General features: G+C 48.9%; 21 protein-coding genes. 9 read left to right on the top strand and 12 right to left on the bottom strand.

The window, feature by feature from the left end; genetic code table 11:
- Window positions 1–71: 71 nt before the first annotated feature.
- The 5 genes from D6M16_RS15405 to D6M16_RS15385 all read left to right on the top strand — a co-directional run bounded on the left by D6M16_RS15405 (window position 72) and on the right by D6M16_RS15385 (window position 5503).
- Complete coding sequence (locus D6M16_RS15405) at window positions 72–1304, top strand: MFS transporter (protein WP_120512719.1); 1233 nt, start codon at window positions 72–74, stop codon at window positions 1302–1304.
- A gap of 224 nt (window positions 1305–1528) precedes the next feature.
- Window positions 1529–2596, top strand: a complete 1068-nt coding sequence (locus tag D6M16_RS15400) for an extracellular catalytic domain type 2 short-chain-length polyhydroxyalkanoate depolymerase (protein WP_240435636.1) — start codon at window positions 1529–1531, stop codon at window positions 2594–2596.
- 329 nt (window positions 2597–2925) lie between these two features.
- On the top strand, window positions 2926–4110 hold the full coding sequence (locus D6M16_RS15395; protein WP_120512718.1) for an acyltransferase family protein: 1185 nt from the start codon (window positions 2926–2928) through the stop codon (window positions 4108–4110).
- 276 nt (window positions 4111–4386) lie between these two features.
- On the top strand, window positions 4387–4797 hold the full coding sequence (locus D6M16_RS15390) for a hypothetical protein (protein WP_120512717.1): 411 nt from the start codon (window positions 4387–4389) through the stop codon (window positions 4795–4797).
- Window positions 4798–5071: 274 nt separating this feature from the next.
- Complete coding sequence (locus tag D6M16_RS15385; protein ID WP_205576908.1) at window positions 5072–5503, top strand: hypothetical protein; 432 nt, start codon at window positions 5072–5074, stop codon at window positions 5501–5503.
- Between the two features lie 83 nt (window positions 5504–5586).
- On the opposite strand, the gene D6M16_RS15380 is transcribed toward D6M16_RS15385, so the two are convergent.
- A complete protein-coding gene (locus tag D6M16_RS15380) occupies window positions 5587–5721 on the bottom strand; it encodes a LysR family transcriptional regulator (RefSeq protein ID WP_276131414.1) in 135 nt (44 codons plus the stop codon).
- Window positions 5722–5850: 129 nt separating this feature from the next.
- Here D6M16_RS15380 and D6M16_RS15375 point away from each other — a divergent pair, with 129 nt between their 5' ends.
- Entirely contained in the window at window positions 5851–6564 is a 714-nt protein-coding gene (locus D6M16_RS15375) for an AzlC family ABC transporter permease (protein WP_120512716.1), read from the top strand.
- Window positions 6554–6862 carry an AzlD family protein gene (locus D6M16_RS15370; RefSeq protein WP_120512715.1) on the top strand — a complete coding sequence of 103 codons (309 nt, stop codon included), beginning with the start codon at window positions 6554–6556 and terminating at the stop codon, window positions 6860–6862. The genes D6M16_RS15375 and D6M16_RS15370 overlap by 11 nt, the downstream gene beginning before the upstream one ends.
- Before the next feature lie 43 nt (window positions 6863–6905).
- On the opposite strand, the gene D6M16_RS15365 is transcribed toward D6M16_RS15370, so the two are convergent.
- The 9 genes from D6M16_RS15365 to D6M16_RS15330 form a co-directional block, all read right to left on the bottom strand.
- Window positions 6906–7334: an N-acetyltransferase gene (locus D6M16_RS15365; RefSeq protein WP_120512714.1), complete on the bottom strand. Its 429-nt coding sequence runs from the start codon at window positions 7332–7334 to the stop codon at window positions 6906–6908.
- Window positions 7335–7578: 244 nt separating this feature from the next.
- Window positions 7579–8781, bottom strand: coding sequence for an efflux RND transporter periplasmic adaptor subunit (locus tag D6M16_RS15360; protein WP_120512713.1), 1203 nt, complete (start codon window positions 8779–8781; stop codon window positions 7579–7581).
- Window positions 8782–8784: 3 nt separating this feature from the next.
- On the bottom strand, window positions 8785–11145 hold the full coding sequence (locus tag D6M16_RS15355; protein ID WP_120512712.1) for an FtsX-like permease family protein: 2361 nt from the start codon (window positions 11143–11145) through the stop codon (window positions 8785–8787).
- A gap of 6 nt (window positions 11146–11151) precedes the next feature.
- Window positions 11152–11874 carry an ABC transporter ATP-binding protein gene (locus tag D6M16_RS15350; protein ID WP_120512711.1) on the bottom strand — a complete coding sequence of 241 codons (723 nt, stop codon included), beginning with the start codon at window positions 11872–11874 and terminating at the stop codon, window positions 11152–11154.
- Between the two features lie 292 nt (window positions 11875–12166).
- Window positions 12167–12289: a hypothetical protein gene (locus D6M16_RS22610; RefSeq protein WP_276131417.1), complete on the bottom strand. Its 123-nt coding sequence runs from the start codon at window positions 12287–12289 to the stop codon at window positions 12167–12169.
- Window positions 12290–12383: 94 nt separating this feature from the next.
- Window positions 12384–12890, bottom strand: a complete 507-nt coding sequence (locus D6M16_RS15345) for a GNAT family N-acetyltransferase (protein WP_205576907.1) — start codon at window positions 12888–12890, stop codon at window positions 12384–12386.
- A 159-nt stretch (window positions 12891–13049) separates the two neighbouring features.
- Window positions 13050–13442: a hypothetical protein gene (locus D6M16_RS15340; RefSeq protein WP_162941059.1), complete on the bottom strand. Its 393-nt coding sequence runs from the start codon at window positions 13440–13442 to the stop codon at window positions 13050–13052.
- 33 nt (window positions 13443–13475) lie between these two features.
- Window positions 13476–13988 (bottom strand): peptide deformylase, encoded by a 513-nt coding sequence (gene def / locus D6M16_RS15335; protein WP_120512709.1) that lies wholly within the window; start codon window positions 13986–13988, stop codon window positions 13476–13478.
- Window positions 13989–14077: 89 nt separating this feature from the next.
- The gene (locus D6M16_RS15330; RefSeq protein ID WP_120513209.1) at window positions 14078–14809 is read right to left on the bottom strand and encodes a response regulator; all 732 of its coding nucleotides are present in this window, start codon (window positions 14807–14809) and stop codon (window positions 14078–14080) included.
- Between the two features lie 280 nt (window positions 14810–15089).
- On the opposite strand from D6M16_RS15330, the gene D6M16_RS15325 reads away from it, so the two are divergent.
- Window positions 15090–15614: a GNAT family N-acetyltransferase gene (locus D6M16_RS15325; protein ID WP_120512708.1), complete on the top strand. Its 525-nt coding sequence runs from the start codon at window positions 15090–15092 to the stop codon at window positions 15612–15614.
- 116 nt (window positions 15615–15730) lie between these two features.
- On the opposite strand, the gene D6M16_RS15320 is transcribed toward D6M16_RS15325, so the two are convergent.
- Window positions 15731–17104 carry a YjiH family protein gene (locus D6M16_RS15320; RefSeq protein WP_240435635.1) on the bottom strand — a complete coding sequence of 458 codons (1374 nt, stop codon included), beginning with the start codon at window positions 17102–17104 and terminating at the stop codon, window positions 15731–15733.
- A gap of 89 nt (window positions 17105–17193) precedes the next feature.
- The gene (locus tag D6M16_RS15315) at window positions 17194–18318 is read right to left on the bottom strand and encodes an alanine/ornithine racemase family PLP-dependent enzyme (protein WP_120512707.1); all 1125 of its coding nucleotides are present in this window, start codon (window positions 18316–18318) and stop codon (window positions 17194–17196) included.
- Between the two features lie 140 nt (window positions 18319–18458).
- Between D6M16_RS15315 and D6M16_RS15310 the strand changes: the two genes are divergently transcribed.
- The gene (locus tag D6M16_RS15310; RefSeq protein WP_120512706.1) at window positions 18459–19394 is read left to right on the top strand and encodes a LysR family transcriptional regulator; all 936 of its coding nucleotides are present in this window, start codon (window positions 18459–18461) and stop codon (window positions 19392–19394) included.
- Window positions 19395–19482: the final 88 nt, after the last annotated feature.

The raw sequence follows: 19482 nt of genomic DNA, 5'->3' as shown, positions 1-19482 counted from the left end.
TTACTCAATCCGGGCTAATACAATAAGGTTTTCATGAAAGTGTTTATCATCAGAACCATAAAGGCTTAACAATGCTCATTTCATATTTTTCATCACGTCGAATCTCCGATTACAGTCTGTATATCTGTTTTATGGTTCATTTTCTGGTTGCTCTGGACGCGTTAGTTATTGTGCCTTTTAGCTCACTAATGACACTGGAAGTTGGTGTTCCAGCATCACAAGCTGGTTATCTTACTTCTGCTTACGCTCTGGCAGCGGCGCTTACTTGTCTGATTATCAAAGGCTCATATGATATTAATCGTGAAAAAAAGCGAATCTTTTTTTATCTCGCAGGTATAACCAGCGTAACGCTACTTACTTCAGTACTGGATGACTTTACTCTTTTACTTTTCGCTCGAATACTAACGGGATTTTTTGGCGGAGCGTTGGCTGTTTTAAATCTGAACTATGTCGTTTTACTTTCTGATAAGAACAACAAAAAGAAAAATACGGCAATATTGGTCAGCTCCTTTCCTTTAGCGCTTGCGCTTGGTGTTCCTAGCCTCATCTTAGCGTCCTCGGGTACCAACTGGCAGTTTGGATTTCAATTATTAGGGATGGCTTTATTCTTTGTTACCTTTTTATTTGCGATTGTTCTCCTCACTTCATTCAAGCCTCGAGTTACAACACCAATAATTAATATACAAGAATCACCGCCAATGGCTTCATTGAGTAATTACAAAACATCACTTTTCTCTATCAGCATAATTTTTACAGCAATTTTCAGTACTTTTTTCGTATCAACGCAATACCCTGTAATGTTAACGATAAACCTCAAAATCTCTGATAATCTCCTTAGCCTGTGTTACACAGTAAGCGGTCTGGGCTCTTTTATTTTCATTCAATATTATGCAAGAGCAAAAATGAATGACTATTCAGTTGGAAAGTTAATAGGCTTACTTTCATTGGTTATGGCGGTCTCGGTAGGAATAGGCTTTCAAACAGAAAATGTTAATCTTGCGGCCCTCGCCTTTGTCCTTTTTGTGATTGTCAGTTCTACACGTACACTCGTGTTAATTACCGAATTAATAAGTGCCTTCACCCCACAAGACCGGGTGATTATCATCAGTTTGCAAAACTCACTCCAGCATTGCGCTGTTGGTCTGGGCGGCGCGTTAAGTAGCCTGACCGTTAACTTGCAATCAGATCACTCGTTAGATTTTTCAACCATGCTTTATGTGGCACTCGCCTTCATTGCCTGCACGCCAGTGCTATGGAAAGGCAAGTCATTTATTCGCTTTGATAACGTCAATCAGACGGGATGAGTCGTGTGCTCTCGGAGAATAACCGGCTCCCGGGAATAGCCGATAGAGATAAAACCACAATACCCCAGGCAGTGGCTGTTATCAGCCACTTTCAACATCACCCGCCTTCGATGCAGATCTGAAATTCACATTTGCGCAACATATTGCTTATTCGCACCTATACTCCTTCCTGACACGCGCAAAAGTGTGCGACAGGACGTCAACCCATCAGACAGGAGTTCAGAATGCTGCACACTCTGTTACAACGTTTATTGACCTTTACATTGCTGTTTTCTGTTTCAGCGCACGCAACAAACGTGCTGCTGCCGCCATTGAATGCGCAAGCCAGTCAAACCTCGATTTCCGGTCTGTCGTCCGGTGGCTTCATGGCAGCGCAATTTCATGTCGCCTTTTCTGAGTCGCTCGTCGGGGCAGGGATTGTTGCAGGAGGACCCTGGAATTGCGCGGGTAACAACCCGTTTGTGAATCCGCTGATCAACGCCACAACCACTTGCATGAACCCCTGTGAAAATAGCCTGAATGGCTGTTCGTCAAGCCTGTTTCCCAACAGCGGATACTTAGCGGAGCTGGCGAAAGTTACAGCAAACAACGGCCGGATAGACGATACACAGCACCTGAAAAATGATCAGGTTTACCTTTTTTCGGGCAGGCTGGATGAAACTGTCGTCACAGGTGTGGTCGATTCCGCAGTGAACTTTTACCGGAAACTGGGGGTACCTGACTCGCAGATCCGCTACAACAGCAGCGTCAATGCCGGCCATGCCTTTATCACCAGCGATCCGGCCGATACCCCCTGCGATCTCACACAGTCCCCTTATATCAATAACTGTGATATCCCGCAGGCTATGCGAATTCTGGCACACATTTATGGTCCGCTGAATCCCCCTGTGGCAACGCCAGATGGAGACTTAGTGGCATTCGATCAGACTGAATTCATCAGCAGTTCCACCACCAGCATGGATGACACAGCGTATGTCTACATTCCCGCCAGTTGCCGCTCAGCATCCTGTAAAGTACATGTCGCTGTCCATGGCTGTCGCCAGGGTATTTCGTTTATTGGCACCACTTACATCAGAGAAACCGGTTATCTGGAAATTGCCGATACCAACGATATCATCGTACTTTTCCCGCAGGTGAAAAAGTCTGATTTTATCCCCTACAACCCACGTGGCTGCTGGGATTTCTGGGGATACGGCACGCTTAATAACCCACCTTATAACTATTACACCAAAGACGCCCCGCAGATGAAGGCGATTAAAAGGATGATAGATCGTTTGGTCAGTGCAGGATGATCCGAACCACTATTAAATACTGTATCAATATCCCATCATTGGTAGCTGCTCACAAATAATGAGGGTAAACAAAGAGAACACAGATGCATACGCTTTTGCAGCGGGAGCGTATGCACGGACACTGTATTTAACTTTCAATATTTCAATTGCTTACATTTAATACGCCACGACAATCACGATTTTTCTCTCCCAACACTCTACTGCATAAATGCAACAAGACACCTATTAATTCTTGCCATAAAATAATCACGGATAGTATCAGGGCAACTCATAACCCACCGTGGGGCCTATTTCTGCAAGAACAGAAAACATAAAAACAGGACAAAGACATGCAAGGTCAACTCCCTTTATTAACACCGATTCGCGGTATTGCTGCGCTCATCGTTACCTATTTTCATGCCCGTTTAATTTTGTTTCCGCAATGGCGGGACAGTATTGCGCAATCCACTCATTTTTTGGAAAACGGTTATCTCTGGGTGGATATCTTTTTTATCTTGAGTGGCTTTGTCATGATGCATGTTTATCAATCAACTTTCGCCACAGGCAGTAGCTTCAAAAAATGGCGAGGGTTTATGTGGTTGCGTTTCAGTCGTATTTATCCTCTGTTCTTTGTCACTCTGGTCGTACTCTTTAGTTGGGAATATTACAAATCGGTACACCACATCGGTTTTTATGCCGGCCCATTATTTGATGCCTGGGGTGCCACGGGAATTCCTCCTTTTAGCGGCCCGTTTAACCGAACCGAGACCCTGTTACCCAATTTGTTCCTGGTAAATGGTATTCTTTCCCAGCCTTTAAGCTGGAACATTGCGGGATGGTCACTGAGTATTGAATGGCTGTGTTATATGGTCTTTCCGTTGCTAATGTCAGTGCTTTTGCGATCAGCAAAAAGCAATGCCTGGCTGCCAGTCCTGATTATGCTGGTACTAAGCGGTATGGTTAGTATGCATGGCACATTGGATATCACTTCAACACTGAATGCATTCTTCCGTGGCCTTTGCGGCTTCACATTAGGTCTGTGGTTATCCCGGATCTCATTCGGTCCCGGAACGAAAAGCTGGGTAAATCACGATGGGTTACTGTTTGCGCTCATCATTGCGCTGATGACCGTGCTTCAGTTCAGCATCAGCTACACAGTCACGATGACCACATATGTACTGTTTGCACTCTTAGTACTCGTTGCAGCCAATCAGGAAAAACGATCTTCGTTGTTGCTCAGCTTACTCGATAATAAAGTCACGCAATTTTTGGGCGATATCTCTTATTCCATTTACCTGTGGCATTCTGTCTTGCTATTAGCTGGGGTGGGAGTTATCCATCACATCAACCCAGACTGGACCGCATGGTGGTATGCACAAACATCTGCTGGTATTGTATTGACCGGTATCCTTTTGTTTACCACTGCGCTGATCTGCGTTTCCACATTCAGTTACTACTTATTCGAACGCCCATTGATGACATGGATGCGGGGAATGGCAGGGAGACGCACCCCGCCAGAAGTGTCTAAAGCATAACGGCTGATTACAATTACAGTGGCTGATATTCAGCCACTGTTAACTTAATCAGGCTATGTTAAACGATTCATTATTCGCTCAACATCACGATATTTCACTTATTGTAAGACTACAGAATATCAATATGAAAATGCTTTTTCCTGGTAATTATGTGATAAAGCCCTAATAAATACCTTTAAGACAACACAATAATTTTCAATAGCCGCCTAAATTTCCTTTAATCTCCATGAAGAAGTATATCGTTATCCTCCTTCCGAACTAGTCAAAGGAAACACAGTGTCTAATACCAACACTAACCAATTAAAAAGTTTTTCTCTCATTACAATACAAGGATTTCTTGTTTTCATCCTCGTTGCTGCAATCGCCTTATTGATTTCAATATCATTTTCAGAGATATTTTTTAGTAATTATAATGAAAACAGCCCAGCAGGAGCGACATTCTTTATTTCCGGTATGTATTTAACATTATTCATCACAAAAAAAATATGGCGTTCATCGAGAAAAAAAGATTTAAAAATAATTTTATCAACCACTTCGCTGATATGTTCAATTATTATTTACTCAGTCTATTACATCATTAAAGAAATGAATGACTTTGATAGGATTTTAGACCAATACATTTTATTACAAGTGGCAGCAGTATTATTAACACTGATATTGCAATACTTTAGATACAGCAAGAAATAGACTATAAACTCGACATTCACTATCCCAATACTTATCTCAATCACATAGAAGAATTAATCCCTACATGTCAGGTTGTCGGCGCAAAAAGCGCCAACAACCTATTCAACCGTACTACTTCAGCCACCGAATGTGTAAACGAAGGACGTCAAGACAAAACAAACTGGCAGATTAGAGCCAACCAGCCATACTGTTGCAATCTGTCAGGTAATGCTAGCCTTTAAATGTTAACCCAAACAGCAAGACATTGGACTTCTTGAAGAAGTAGGAAAATTGTATGAAAACATACCTTACGAATAGTAAACTCCTGAATCTCTTACTCTACAGCTTATTCCTGATGTTCTCGGTAGCGGCAACTGCCGATGATATTCGCACTGAACGCGTTCAATTTCAGAAAGGCACTAATGGCGCCGTGATAGAAGGGAGCATCAAAGGCTATGAGGTCGTTGATTACGTGTTGAATGCCAAAGAAGGCCAGCATATGAACGTCAGCATGGCAACCAAGAACACCGCCACCTATTTCAACATACTGGCACCTGGTGAAAACGAAGTTGTCATGTTTAACGGCTCTGTCAGTGAGAACCAGTATGAGGGTAAACTGCCTGCGTCTGGTGATTACAAAGTCCGGGTGTATATGATGCGATCTGCTGCACGCCGGAACGAAGTCGCTGACTATAGGTTAGAAATGATGATCAACAGCGGAAATTAATGTCTGCAGAACGGGAATTAGGCAGTGCAAGTACATTCCAATGCCTAATTCCTGTCGTCCGTCATCCGGCTTTCTCTGACGGGCTATGACCGTCCAATGGCATTTTCTGACTTTTTCAGCTTTATGCTAACCGCAAATTGGGAGCGGTGAACGGATGTCGTTGCATTCGATAGAGAACCGGCATCAACCACAGCCACCAGGCTCTTTAGCCAGTCAATCTGTTAGTCAGTCACGATAGCTCATTTATTCGATTTTCGAATGGATGATTTTTAAATTATGCGCTTTTAGATTTCCCCATTCCAGTTTATTGTTTCGATAATCTCTGAATATTCAAAGTGATGGTTTTAATGCACACTCAAGAATTGAAGCTTGAATTGAATGCGGTACAACAAGGCTTTATCAGCTTAGTGCCTATCTCGTTGTTCGTATTAGTCTTTGGTGCCGCTTTTGGTTTAGCCGCATCTCAGGAAGGATTACATGAAACAGCCGCTGTACTGATGAGCGCACTGGTCTTTGCCGGGGCTTCGCAGTTCGGGGCTTTAGATCTTTGGGGTACTCAGGTTCCTGTGTTCCCGTTAGCTATCACAGTCTTTGCCATAAATGCCCGGCACTTGCTGATCGGAGCTACCTTGTATCCTCATATCCGGTCCCTTAACCCGGTCACCCGCTATGGTGTCATGCTGTTTGCTTCCGATGCAAACTGGGCGCTGTCCATGCGGGCTTTTGCTCAAAATGAGACCGCCAAAGGGCTGGGTTTATTGTTCGGCGGCGGCATCGCCCTTTGGTTTTTCTGGATTATTGGTACTTGGGTCGGTTTATATTTCGGCAATGCCATCCAAAATCCATCCGCCTTTGGTGTCGACATGGTGATGGGGTGTTTTTTGCTTACCATGGCACTGGGAGGAACCAAAAACAATAAAACGTATGTGATATGGGCTGCGGCGGCCACATCATCCATTGCCGCTTACCTGTATCTGCCAGAAAACAGCCATGTCATTGTTGGCGCACTGACAGGCGGCATTATAGGCGTATTACTGAAAGGGGATAGCAATGAGCCTTGATACATCTGAAATGGGCACACTTTTGCTCGTTATCATCATGGCGGTGGTCACAATAGTCACCCGTTGGGGAGGTGTCTTTATTATGTCTTACATTCCCATCAGCAATCGTGTTCAGCAGTTTATCTCGGCGATGTCAGGATCTGTGCTCATTGCAATCATAGCGCCCATGTTCATTAAGGGAGATACGGGCGCTCAAGCGGCACTACTGGTGACAGCAGTGGGTACTCTAGTGCTGAAAAAACCGCTGCTCTCAATCGCTGCCGGCATAGCGATGGCTGCACTGATGAGAAATATGTAGATGTTCAGATGGTCCTGAGTGCCACCTGCACTCAGAGGCCCCTCTATACGGCTTCATAGCCCATCACCCACTCGCCTTCTCCTGTGTGTTCATCAACGTTACCACCGATAACACGAAAGCCCTGGGAGAGATAAAACTGATAACTGGCGTTATTGCGTTTGTAGACATTTAACGACAGCGACGCACGACGCTTCTTAGCATGGTCGATCAGTGCTTTGCCTATGCCTTTGCCCTGCACATCGGGTTTGACGAAAATGGCCGCCAGCTGGTTTTGGTACAGGGCATAAAAGCCTTTCACCGTCCCGTTTTCATCCCAGACGTACACTTCAGAAGCCGGTAAATACATACTTCGCATGTTATCGACCTGTGACTGCCAGTAATTGGGGGGAATAAAGTCGTGTGCTTTGAGGGAGGCATTAAGCCAGATACTCAATACCGGCTCCATATCTGTGTCTGTAAATGCTCTAATCATTGTGTCTTCATGTTGTTTGCGTTAATTGGAGTATCCCAGCTAACGGGGTTGCCATGCCAGAACACAGATCTCAGAATGAAGGAAAGAAGACTGTATGAGTCGCAAAAGACAGTATCAAATGGCCCGGGCATTGAGAGAATTGCCCGTCAACAAGAAACATCATCGTCGGTCCATCATCAGTCCGCTCAATAAGGTTGCTTCTGTATGCGCTGACACCCTATAGCGCAAACCAGCAGCAAGAGACTCATTGAGCCGGCTCTATTGCCCGGATGAGCACGCCATCCTGAATACGGTCACTGGGATAGGCGATCACCTGATCACCGGCAGAGAGACCTTCCAGCACCTCGGCATACTGATCCGTCATGTGGCCGAGCTGAATCACCTGCAAGCGGGCGCGGCCGTCATCGTTACGAAAAACCGCCCAGTCACGTTTAATACGAAATATAGCGCCAATCGGAACGCGAAGTACCTGCCCTTCATGCCATACCGCGATGCGTACATCCACCTGAAACCCGTGTCCCAGCGCTGCCCATGCATGCTTTGGATCCGTTAAGTCGATGATCACATTGACACGCTGCTCCTCAATGCCGAGAGAAGACACTTTCGTCGTACCTGCCGGTTCGATCAACCGAACGATACCGCTTAATACGCCTTCTCCGCCCCAGTTATCAATTTCAACCAGGTCGCCAGGAGCTATTCTTACCGCATCGCGTGATAACAGATCCGCGACAATTTCGAGATTACCCGGTTCTCCTGTTTCCATCAAAGCCGTGCCAGCGATAACGACAGCTTCACTTTCCTGGAAGACCCGCAGCACCTTTCCGTTTACTGGCGCAGTAATTTCCACCTTGTCATCCCGGGGTAATGCTGCTTCGGCAGGCTGCAGCATCGCGGCTTGCGCCAGCTTGTACTCCGCTTCTCTTTGCAACAATACCGATTCTGCCGAAGCCAGCGCTGCCTCCGCTGCATACAGAAACTGCCGCGCCTGATCCTGCCGATCAAGCGATACAGCGTCTTTTTCCGCAAGCTTACCTGCCCGCTTAAAATCAATCCGGGCATACTCAAGGCGGGCCAAGGCGCTCTTTATCTGTGCTTTGGCTACATCACGGGACGCGGCGGCTGCACGGATGGCAGACTCATGTTCAAGCTGGGTCCGGCCGTCCAGAAATGGCGGTACAGCAGGTTGCATAACTGCCAGCACTGTCCCGGCAGTCACATCATCACCGGCATCTTTATCGATCCGCAACAGACGACCAGATACCGGCGCGGTAATGATGTAAACATCTTTCAGACGAGTGATGGCATCGTCATCCACTGTTTCTGTCATTGGCCCTTGCGTTACAACGGCAATTTCAACGGTGATCGGGCGTGGCCAGAAGGCGAAGACAAGACTTGCCATCAGCAGGAAAATCAAGATTAAAGTCCAGCGATGTTTCCTGAACAGCATACTTTATTCCCTTTCCTTGAGAACACTGAGAAGGTTGAGTTCTCCCAGACGATACAGAACTAACACCCCGCTGAAGAACGCGGCGATAAGTATCGTGATGACAGCATAGCCGTAAGTCGAGGCCTCGATCACAAACGGGATGCGATACAGGTCAGACGACATGAATGTCACCATCAACCTGACAAGCCCATATCCAAGAACACAACCCAAAGGCAATGCAGAAAGAGTCAGCAGCGCGACCTCACCACCCAGGATCCAGGCCACTTCTTTTTTATGGAAGCCAAGCACGCGCAGCAGTGAAAACTCCCGCGAGCGCTCAATCAGGGTCAGCCGTGCATTATTATAAACAACGCCAAACGCCAGCACCGATGCAAACAGTACATAAAATGTCACCATGGTAAACAGATTCTGCTGGATCATCTTGCGAAACAGTACCGCTGACGCTTCCAGTGACGTTACGCCTGCGACAAATGGCATTTCTCTGATGTTACTGTAAAAACGCTTTCGTTTTACCCCATCGACGGTAACGATAGCTGTATTGGCCACCTGTCCGTCGAGCAGGTAGCGATTGAGCGTCGTGCGGTTCATGTAGGCAGATAACCCAACATACTCCTCACTGATTCCAGCCACGGGCACTAACAGATCCGGCATCCGTCCCTCCAGAATCTCAATCCCCAGCATATCGCCCTGTCTGACATTTAAGTACCGTGCGAGCCATTCGTTCAGCACCACACCTTCCGCAGGCAAATAAATTTTTCGTCCGTGAATATCCAGCGGATGGCTCAGTTCTGCCCCCGGATCAAGCCCCTGAATACTCGTCCGTTTCGAACGATGGCCGGAAACCAGACGGACAGCCAGATTGCGCTGCAACTCAACCTTCAGTACACCGTCAAGATGACGAATATCTGCGGCAGCGCTGTCCGGTCTGATTTCAGTAAAACTGATGGTGATATCCTGTCGGTTACTGCGATGGAAAAATGAATCGAGCATGACATCAATAGAATCAAAAAAATTCAGTGTCGAGAGCAGTAAAGCAATCGCCATCGTCACGCCCAGAACAGTCAGACCAGAACGAAACGGCCAGCGCACTAGATGCCGTATGAGCATGCGACCGGTAGGCGTCAACCTCCACAACAGGCCAGTGTGCTCGCCCTTCCCCGCATGATAAAGCGTCGGCAGGGGCGGTGCCATGGCAACAGCCGGAGGCAGCCTGACCGCCTTACGAATGGCTGTCATTGCTCCCAGTCCCGCACTTGCCAGGCTAATGACCGCCGCACCTAGAAAAACATCAGCCGTGATCTGGTAGCGAAGCAAGGGAAATTTAAAATATTCAATATACAGCTGTGCCATACCATGACCCATCCATGCCCCGGCGAACCAGCCAATCACAATACCAAGACCGGAAATGAGCAGCGCGGACTGCAGGTAATGAAGACCAATCGCAGTATCACTGTAACCGATGGCTTTCAGCAAACCGATCTGCCCACGCTCTGTCTCTACCAACCGGCCAATGGCGATATTCAGCAGAAAAATCGCTGTCACCAGAAATATCGGCGGCATGATGCGTGTTATCGACTTAAGCTGCTTCAACTCGCTGTCGATGAAGGAATCAGACAACTGATCTTTACGCATGTAAGCGCCTGTCCCGCCGTAACGTGCAAGGATCCGGTCGAGCCGGGCAATCACTTCCTGTGGATTTGCGGAGGAACTCAGTTTCAGCGCAACGTCATTAAACGCACCGTCCATATTCGTTGCCGACGCCAGGGCACTGCGGTTTATCCAGAAAATACCGAAACGTTTGCTGTCCGGGATCAGATCACCGGGCCCCAGTGCATAAACAAACTCCGGCGATAACGCGATACCAGCAACCGTAAAATGATGCTGCTTGCCATAAATCGTTGCATTGATCTTATCTCCCGGACGCAGGTCGTGCGCTTCAGCGAACGCCTCATGAACCAGTACCTGATCAGTCGAGTCCGCTGCCGGCCAGTTTCCCACGCGCAGGACCAGTTTGTTCAGCAGCACTTTCCCTGCCGGCATTGAAACAAACAACCCCCTCACGGGTTCAATGACGCCCGGCATTTTCAGCAGCGCATATTGGCGAATGCCCGTCCCTGCGCCGACCACATCCGGAATTTGCTCGATGTCGGCAATGGTACTATCCGGGGCACGCTTGAGGGTGGCAAAGATGTCGGCAAAGCGGTTTTGCTCGTAATACAGGTTGCGGGTTAATTCAAGGGAACGGTAGGTTCCGGAGGACAACACGATCATGGCCACCGCTGAGGCAATGACAAGGGCTATCGCCAACACCTGCCCGCGAATCTGCCAGAGGTTACGGATCAGTTTTTTCTCCAGCGCACGCATCACTATCTACCACGTCAGTGCCGAAGCGACTTGCCGTTTTTCGTTGCGCTCCTCTTTAACGATCCTGCCATCGGCGAAATGTAAAACCCGGTCTCCGAGCGCGGCAATGGCGGCATTGTGCGTGATAATGATAGTCGTGGTACCCAGCTTTTCATTCACCCCGGCCAGCGCATCCAGCACCTTGATCCCTGTCGCACTGTCGAGCGCACCGGTCGGCTCGTCGCACAGAAGCACCTTAGGTTTTTTCACAAGCGCCCTTGCCACGGCAACGCGTTGTTGTTCGCCGCCGGAAAGCTGAGAGGGGAAATGATCGGCACGTGCTTTCAGGCCCACCATGTCCAGCGCTTCTTCTACCGGCAGGGGATCAGGCACAATATCCGAAACCAGGGCGACATTTTCCCGGGCATTGAGGCTGGGGATCAGGTTATAGAACTGGAAAACGAAACCGGCATAATTTCGACGATACTCAGTGAGAAACCGCTCATCCTGTCCGGAGAGATCCTGCCCCTCGAAAAGAATGTTTCCGCCCGTCGGTGTATCAAGCCCGCCTATCAGGTTCAGGAAGGTTGATTTTCCGCTTCCCGAAGGGCCGAGCAATATCATTATTTCACCCTGCCGGATATCAAGGTCCACTCCCCGCAATGCCTTGACCGCAATCTCACCGGTGTAATACGTTTTTGTCAGGCCGCTTATCTGGTATGCGATACTTCTATCCGATGTATTGCCCATATCGTGCTATCACTTCAGCCAGAATTGAAATCAACCCGCCTAAAGACGACGGGATATCACCAGTCAGTACTTCCGGGCGCTGGTTATCTGTGAACCATTTCAGGCTTTAAGAATAGGCAATGACACAGCATTCAGGACAGTTTCATCATGATATTGCGTATAAAACGCGGGATTACACCACCGGCCAGTCAACAGAGGTGAAACCCTTTCCCTCTGGGTGATAAGGTACAGGATATTGACGCAGAATAGGATAATCTCAAATATATCGACTCGCATAATCCGTCTCCCCCCATCACGGATTACAGTAAAAAGCGCTTTCTTCGTCACTCAAGGCAATATTGATACGGGTATGCAGGCCGAATCGGCGGGCAATCAGGTAGCGAAAGCCTGCACCATAAGCTGTTTCGCTGATCACATGATTAGACTCACTTCCTTTCGCGGCCAAACCGGCTCACAGCAATAGTGATCTATTCTCAACCAGAAACTGGAATTTCTGAATTGCCGCAGCCCTAACAAAGGACCCATTCACCGTCCTGATGTATCCGTATGTCGCGGCGGTAAATGTCTGTGCCGCGCAGGCTGCCATCCTCACCAACACGCTGCCATCCCCAGCGACGGTAGTGACGTAACGCTCTGACGTTGGTGCGACTGACCGTTAACAGCATAGCCTGACAGCCTGCCTGATGAAGTGTATCTGCCATGAACTGCTGTGCGATATCGGCGACACCGGAACCACGGTATTCGGGAATGAGATAAATAAGATGGATATAACCCGTTTCGGCTTCATCAGAAAAACATTTGAATTCTAACTGGCCGATAATCTGGTCATCATCCCAGATATGAATGTAATACCAGCGGGGATCCACCAGCCGGGCACGCATTCTTTCTTCATAACCGTGAATAAAGGGTCCAAAACCGTGGTCAGACTGAAACGTGCACACGAAAGCATCACGCCTGAAGGCCATGCAAACCGAAAAATGGTCATCAACATTAACAGGACGAAATTCAGGTTTCACATGGCCTCCCAGTTTGGTGCAATAGCGTCAGTTCAGGCGCCGACGGCCATACTATATAGCGAATCATCAGCGCAAACGGCGATTCAGAACACTGATAACGGCAAAATATGCCTATCCCGATAGGTCGAAATATAGCTCGTTCTTTCTCTTTGGTGATGCTCAGTCAAATAATATCTGAAGTGCTCGACTGTCAAAATGATCATTCGCATCTTCACTCATGCACCGAATTGGTACCAGCCAGTTAAGGTCATATAACCGAGCATGTTCAAATATCATGCAAGACTGGTAATTCACGAAATAATCTTCCATATTTTCTTCAGACAGAGCCCCATAACGTTTGATTGAATCTGAAGCACAATAATTCGAAGCAGGTGATATTTCAACGGTACACGCACCTTCAGAAATATTCATACATTTCTGATATAACGGATTAGCACAGATGACTTTACCGCCATTCTTTTCTATTTTTCCCGCGACCAGTTCCAGCCAAGCATGATGGAAAGCTGGCTCCTCTTGCGGTTCATTCGCACAACCTGTCAGAATACTCGCCATCAGGCACACCCGAATGATTTTATTCATTATCTTCTACGCTGTTTTCGCGATTGTCTTTACGGCTTTTTTGACTTTCTTCATCGCCATTTGTCGTTTGAGTGGCGACAGATAATCAATGAACAGATTTCCGCTCAGATGGTCAATTTCGTGCTGCATTACAATGGCCAGAAAATCATCACGCTCAATGGTGACCGGATTGCCCTGACGATCCAGCGCTGTCACCACCACAGACTGGTAACGTTCAACATCGGCATAGTAATCCGGCACCGACAGGCAACCTTCCTGCCCCATGGCTTTATCTTCGCCGCTCACCACTACCGGATTAATCAGTACCAAAGGTTGATCTCTCGTCTCTGAGATATCAATCACCACCACAGCTTCTCGGCGACCGACCTGAGTTGCCGCCAGACCAATGCCATTAGAGGTGGCATACAGGGTCTCCAGCATGTCATCCACCAGCGTCTGAACAGAGGCAATATCAGTCACAGGAATGGCCTGCTCTTTTAAGCGGGGATCCGGGGCGGTAAGTATGTCTAATCGCGCCATATTATTTTTTTTACCTTAGTTTGAATGAGAATCAGAGTCTGAATGCTCTGATAATTTGCTGTTTATCCGCGTTATCTTACTGGTTTTCATCAATTTTCATAGGTTACCGGCGCGGTAAAAATATAACCGTTACCCCGCATGGTTTTAATGTACTTGGGATGCTTGCCGCTATCGCCCAGTCGCTGTCGTAACCGGCTCAGCTGAACATCAATCCCCCGCTCAAACGGCAGCGCTTCACGGCCCCGGGTGGCATTGGAGATCGTATCCCTGTCCAGCACTTCATTGGGACGGGATAAAAATAACATCAGCAAACTGAAGTCCCCGCCCGTCAGTTCATAGTCCTGCTCTGTCTGCAGGTCATATAACCTGTGAGACAGGGTCTCCAGACGCCAGTGTCCAAACCGGATAGTGCGTGGCAATGCCGTTGGCTGTACCAACTCCTCCACGCCCGCTGGGCGTGTGCGACGCAACAGTGCCTTAATGCGCGCCAGCAACTGACGCGGACTGAATGGCTTAGCGATATAGTCATCGGCGCCGATCTCCAGCCCCAGAATCTGATCCATTTCATCCGAGGCAGCTGTCAGCATCATAATCGGCACTTCCGATGATTTCCGCACAAACTGACACAATGTAAAGCCGTCGTCCCCCGGCATCATCACATCCAGCAGGATGACATCAGGCGTATGCACTTCAAGCTGTTGCTTCATGGCAATGCCATCTTCTGCGGTTATCACCTCATAGCCGGATTTCGCCAGATACTCCTGTAATAACTCGCGGATTTCGACATCGTCATCCACAACCAGAATGGTCTTTGTCGACATGGTGGTGTTCTCTTTCTGTCCGTACACGTCATTATCGTTATGATTGTTCACTGAACGCTTTCATGTAACGCTTCGCTGATCGCGCATTTATCCCTGAAAGTGCTTCAGCCGCTAGCAGTGTTATTCATTACCCGGATGAAATCACGGTGCAGGCGACAAAAGTTTGAGGCGGATAAGGTTTTATGGCCTTGTGGCAGGTGAAATTTTGCTGTCAGCTTCCACTGATACGCCATTCATGCATAATACTTTTAAAGCAGTACGTTAAGAGAAAAAGTCCCTTATGCTTACCATTGATTACGCCACATTTGATGATCATTCCGCTATTACCGAACTGCATGTTCGCAACTGGCAGGCTGTGTATTGCAACGACTTGTCAGAACAATATCTGACTCACGATATCCATCAGGACAGGTTTCAGACCTGGCATTCGCGCTTAACTCAACCCATGAGTAAACGGCACATTCTTGTTGCGAAACAAAACGGCAAAATGTGTGGTTTTATCTGCATCGAGCTGGATGCGCACCCTGAACTGGGCACACTGGTCGATAACCTGCATGTTAACCCTGAAATAAAAGGACAAGGCATTGGCAAACAGCTTCTCGCGGCGGCCAAAAAGATTATGGCTGAGCACGCGCAGTCAGACGGCCTGTATCTGGAAGTGCTGGCGTCCAACCTGCCGGCCATAGGTTTCTATCAGCGGATGGGAGGTGCAGAGTACTGTGCGCAGACATGGCAGGCACCGGACGGTACTGTGGTCGACGAGTATGTCTACCATTGGCCCCGACGCGAACATTTAACGTTCTAACCGCAGAATTTGCAGTGCCTGTCACGACCCTGTCTGTCCAACTGGTAGTTTTGCAGCAATCGTGTAAGAAGAGCGACCCCAGCCCTCTCCACCTCAGAGAGAGCTGATAAGAGAGCTTAAAACAACAGATGCGCAATGCCGACTACGATGGGCAGGGAAATCAAGGTGCGCAACAGAAAAATAGCCACCAGATTCAGAAAATTAAGCGGTATCTTGCTACGCAGGATAACGGTGCCTACTTCGGACATAAAGATTAGTTGGGTAACCGAAATGCAGGCAATAATAAAGCGGGTCATTTCGTTCTCGATGCCAGAGCCGAGTACCGCAGGCAGGAACATGTCAGCGAAACCAACGACCATAGCGGGCGCAGCGGCTGCCGCTTCTGGTACCTGCAGCAGACTCAGTATCGGTTGAAATGGCAACCCCAGATACCGGAACAGTGGTGTGTATTCGGCCAGCAAAATCGCCAACGTACCAAACGCCATGACCACCGGCATGATCCCCACCCACATTTCCAGAACGTTGCGAACGCTTTGCCTCAGTATGACGCCAGGGCCAGTGACCATTTGCGACTGCGCGAGGGCGCGTTCCAGACCGTAGGACCAGACAGATTTTCCCTTGGGAGGTATTTCCTCATTATCAATGGTTGGTGCCCCTTCGTAGTATTCGTCTCCAATCCGTGATAGTGGCGGTATGCGGGGCATGATGACGGCCAGAGTCAGGCCAGCAACCAGCAAGGTCAGGAAGAAGGGACCAATCATGTGAGCAAGGTTCAGATAAGTAATAACAACAATGGAAAAGGTGACCGATACCAGTGAGAAAGTGGTGGCGATGACGGCAGCTTCCCGCTTTGTGTAGTGGCCGTTTTCGTATTGCAGGTTGGTCAAAACCACTCCTATGGTCGCATCGCCTACCCAGGAAGTCATGCAGTCGACGGCAGATCGTCCGGGCAACTTAAACAAAGGTCGGAATAAACGGGTGAACAGTGCACCGACGAATTCCAGCAGGCCGAACATTAACAGCAACGGCAGAAAAATGGCAGCGAGTAGGAAGATCACCAACAGCAGCGAAACCAGATTGTTAAGCATCAGACCACCGGTGTTTTCATTCCACAGTAGTTCTGGCCCCCATTGGAAATAGACCATGGTTGCGAACACAGCACCGACACAGCGTACCAGGGTCCAGAACATACCGGCGGAAAACAACTCGCGGTAGAGTTCGGTCCTAAGCAGTGTCGGTGGTGCTCCCAACTGCCCCAGCACGCTCAGTACCGCAAACAGGTTGATCAGGATCATCGCGAACAGAGGAGCATCGCCGAGTGCGTTCTGCAATAAGCCTGCAAACCAGGCGATAAGCACAGTTGGTTCGCCGTCGAACTGCATCGGCACGAGAAACAATAGAATGCCGAGCAGAGACGGCAATATAAATTTGGCGTAATCCATAAAACCTGCCGTGTTTGGCTGGGTTTGGATTTGGGTTTGAGTGCTCATGGTCGCTCTCCTGTTCATTGTTGTAATTATTAATGTTGTGTTTAATATCTTTTTGACAGTAGGTGCTCACCTTTGCAGGGGCTGGTGCTTTATTCGACACTCCTGGGGGCAGCTCGATGACGGTGCCCCCTATCAGCCTGAGCATCGTGGATAAATGTTTTGCGAACATAGGGTGACAGAATGCCCTGGACTGAAGCTCCGTAGCCGAGATCAAAGCTGAGTGAATCGCCAACGCGCCAGGGCCGGCTCTCAGTCAAATCCAATACCAGGTGGTCCGAAGAGGCGCCCAGTACTTCAACACCGGGGTCGCGCGGCAAAAGGGTGGCCAGGTCGGTGTCCAGGCGTCCAAAACCGACGATGCCGCGTATCCGGTCGCCGCGATCCTCAAACTGAGGCACGTGGCCGAAGGCGTCGACAACAATATCTCCCTCGGGCATGGACGCCTTCGTCTGAATCTCAATCAGTTCGGCGTTTAAGGTGAATAGTCCGGTGTTCAAACCGGACAGGGGTTGATCGGTGAAAGGATTTTTTCCCTGCAGGATGGTAAAGCCAATACGTAGGTGATTGATGCGTTCTGGAATCCGCTGTTGCAGCAACAATGGCAGTGCGCCCGAATTGCCGCCGGAGATATAGCGCAGTGAGCGCTGAAGTTGTTGCTCGACCCGTTCGGCACATTGCACCAACTGCCCAAGGTTGTATTCAGTGGTACGCACACCACCAATGCAACCGAGATTGGTCCCGATACCGACCAGATCCAATCCCGGCAAGTCCTGAATCCGGTCCACCATATCCGGCAGCCGCCCAGGTAAAATGCCTTCCCGCCGATCCCCCAGTTCCACCATCAGAATGACCGCGTGACATTTGCCCAGTTGTTCGGCAGTAGCGGACAATGCACGCAGCGAGGCCAGTTCCGAATTCAGACTGAGGTCGCATTGCTCAACCACTTGTGAAGCCTGACTGGGAGAAGGAGAACGCAGCAACAACATGGGTTGTTGCAATCCTGCACGCCGCAGCCGGTCGATGTTCTCCAGGCGGGAGTCTGCCAACATGTCGACACCACCTTGGGTAAAAGCATGGGCAATACGTACGTCGCCACAGGCTGCTTTAACGACCCCTGCAATCTCGATACCCGACTGGTGGCACCAGTCGGTGACGGTCCGGGCATTATCGGCCAACTGTTGCAAATGTATATCAAGGCGGGCGGATGGATTCATGTGTATTCCCCAGGCATAAAGATACGACTAGGGTTTAAAGCTAAGTGAAAAACAGCTATTAATCTAAATGTTAAACTCTATGTTTGATATAAATTTGGTCTATGTACATACTAAAAACCGAATCATTGGAGATCCTGCTCATGGACGAGTCATCCGCACACTATAACCAGCTTGAGCGCTTCGCCTCCCGTCTGGATTGGAATTTGCTACGTACCTATATTGTGATCGTTCAGGAGCAAAGCATCACCGCGGCTGCGGACCGACTCTGCCTGCAACAGCCAACCATCAGCGCTGCCCTGAAGCGGCTGGAATCAACACTGGAGCGGAAACTTATCGAGCGGCGACCGGGCCGCTTCGAGTTAACCCATGCAGGTCAAACACTCTATGACGAGGCCTTGTCGATTTACCGCACTGTATCCCGGTTGAACGAATTCGTCAGCGAATCCCAGGCGGATACCCTAGGGCACATCCGCATCATGACCATCAGCCATGTGGTCAGCGATTATCTGGATGAAGTTCTGAGTCGCTTCTTCAGGGATCACCCCAAGGTGACTGTATCCTGTGAGGTCTCGACCACAGCCACCATTCTGTCGGAGTTGGAGAAATGCACCATCACTCTTGGTGTTTGCGATGGCGTCGTACCTGAATCGCTGGAGAGCCGCTTTTTGCTGCGCGAGCAGTACGCTCTCTATTGCGGACCCGGCCACGCACTGTACGGGCGTGAAGGATTGAAGCTGGAAGACCTGCGGGGTGAGGCCTATGTGGCGTTTACTTCAGACGTGCTTGGCGGCGAACACATGGGGGCGGTGACCGCCATCCGTGCCCTCGCGTCAATCGGACAGCATGTACGTGGCAGTTCATGCCATGTTGAAGAAGTGACCCGGATGATCATTAACGGAGTCGGGATCGGCGTTCTCCCGTTGCATTTGGCTGAGCCACATGTAGAGCGTTCTCAGTTATGGCAGTTACCGCCCTACCATGATTTACCCGAGTCGGATATACAATTGCTGTTCAATCCCTTGTCACGCTTTAATGATGCCGAACAGGCTTTGGTGGACAGTCTGAAGCAACGGTGAAATCAAAAGTACTAAATATCTACCATTGGCCCGGCAAGGACCAGATGAAGTTCTGATCGCAGATCATTGCCATACAACACGGCCGCAT

Source organism: Photobacterium salinisoli (assembly GCF_003614885.1).
Taxonomy (GTDB): Bacteria; Pseudomonadota; Gammaproteobacteria; order Enterobacterales; family Vibrionaceae; genus Photobacterium; species Photobacterium salinisoli.
Note: the sequence above shows the minus strand (reverse complement) of the source record. Positions and strands in the feature narration are given on the sequence as shown.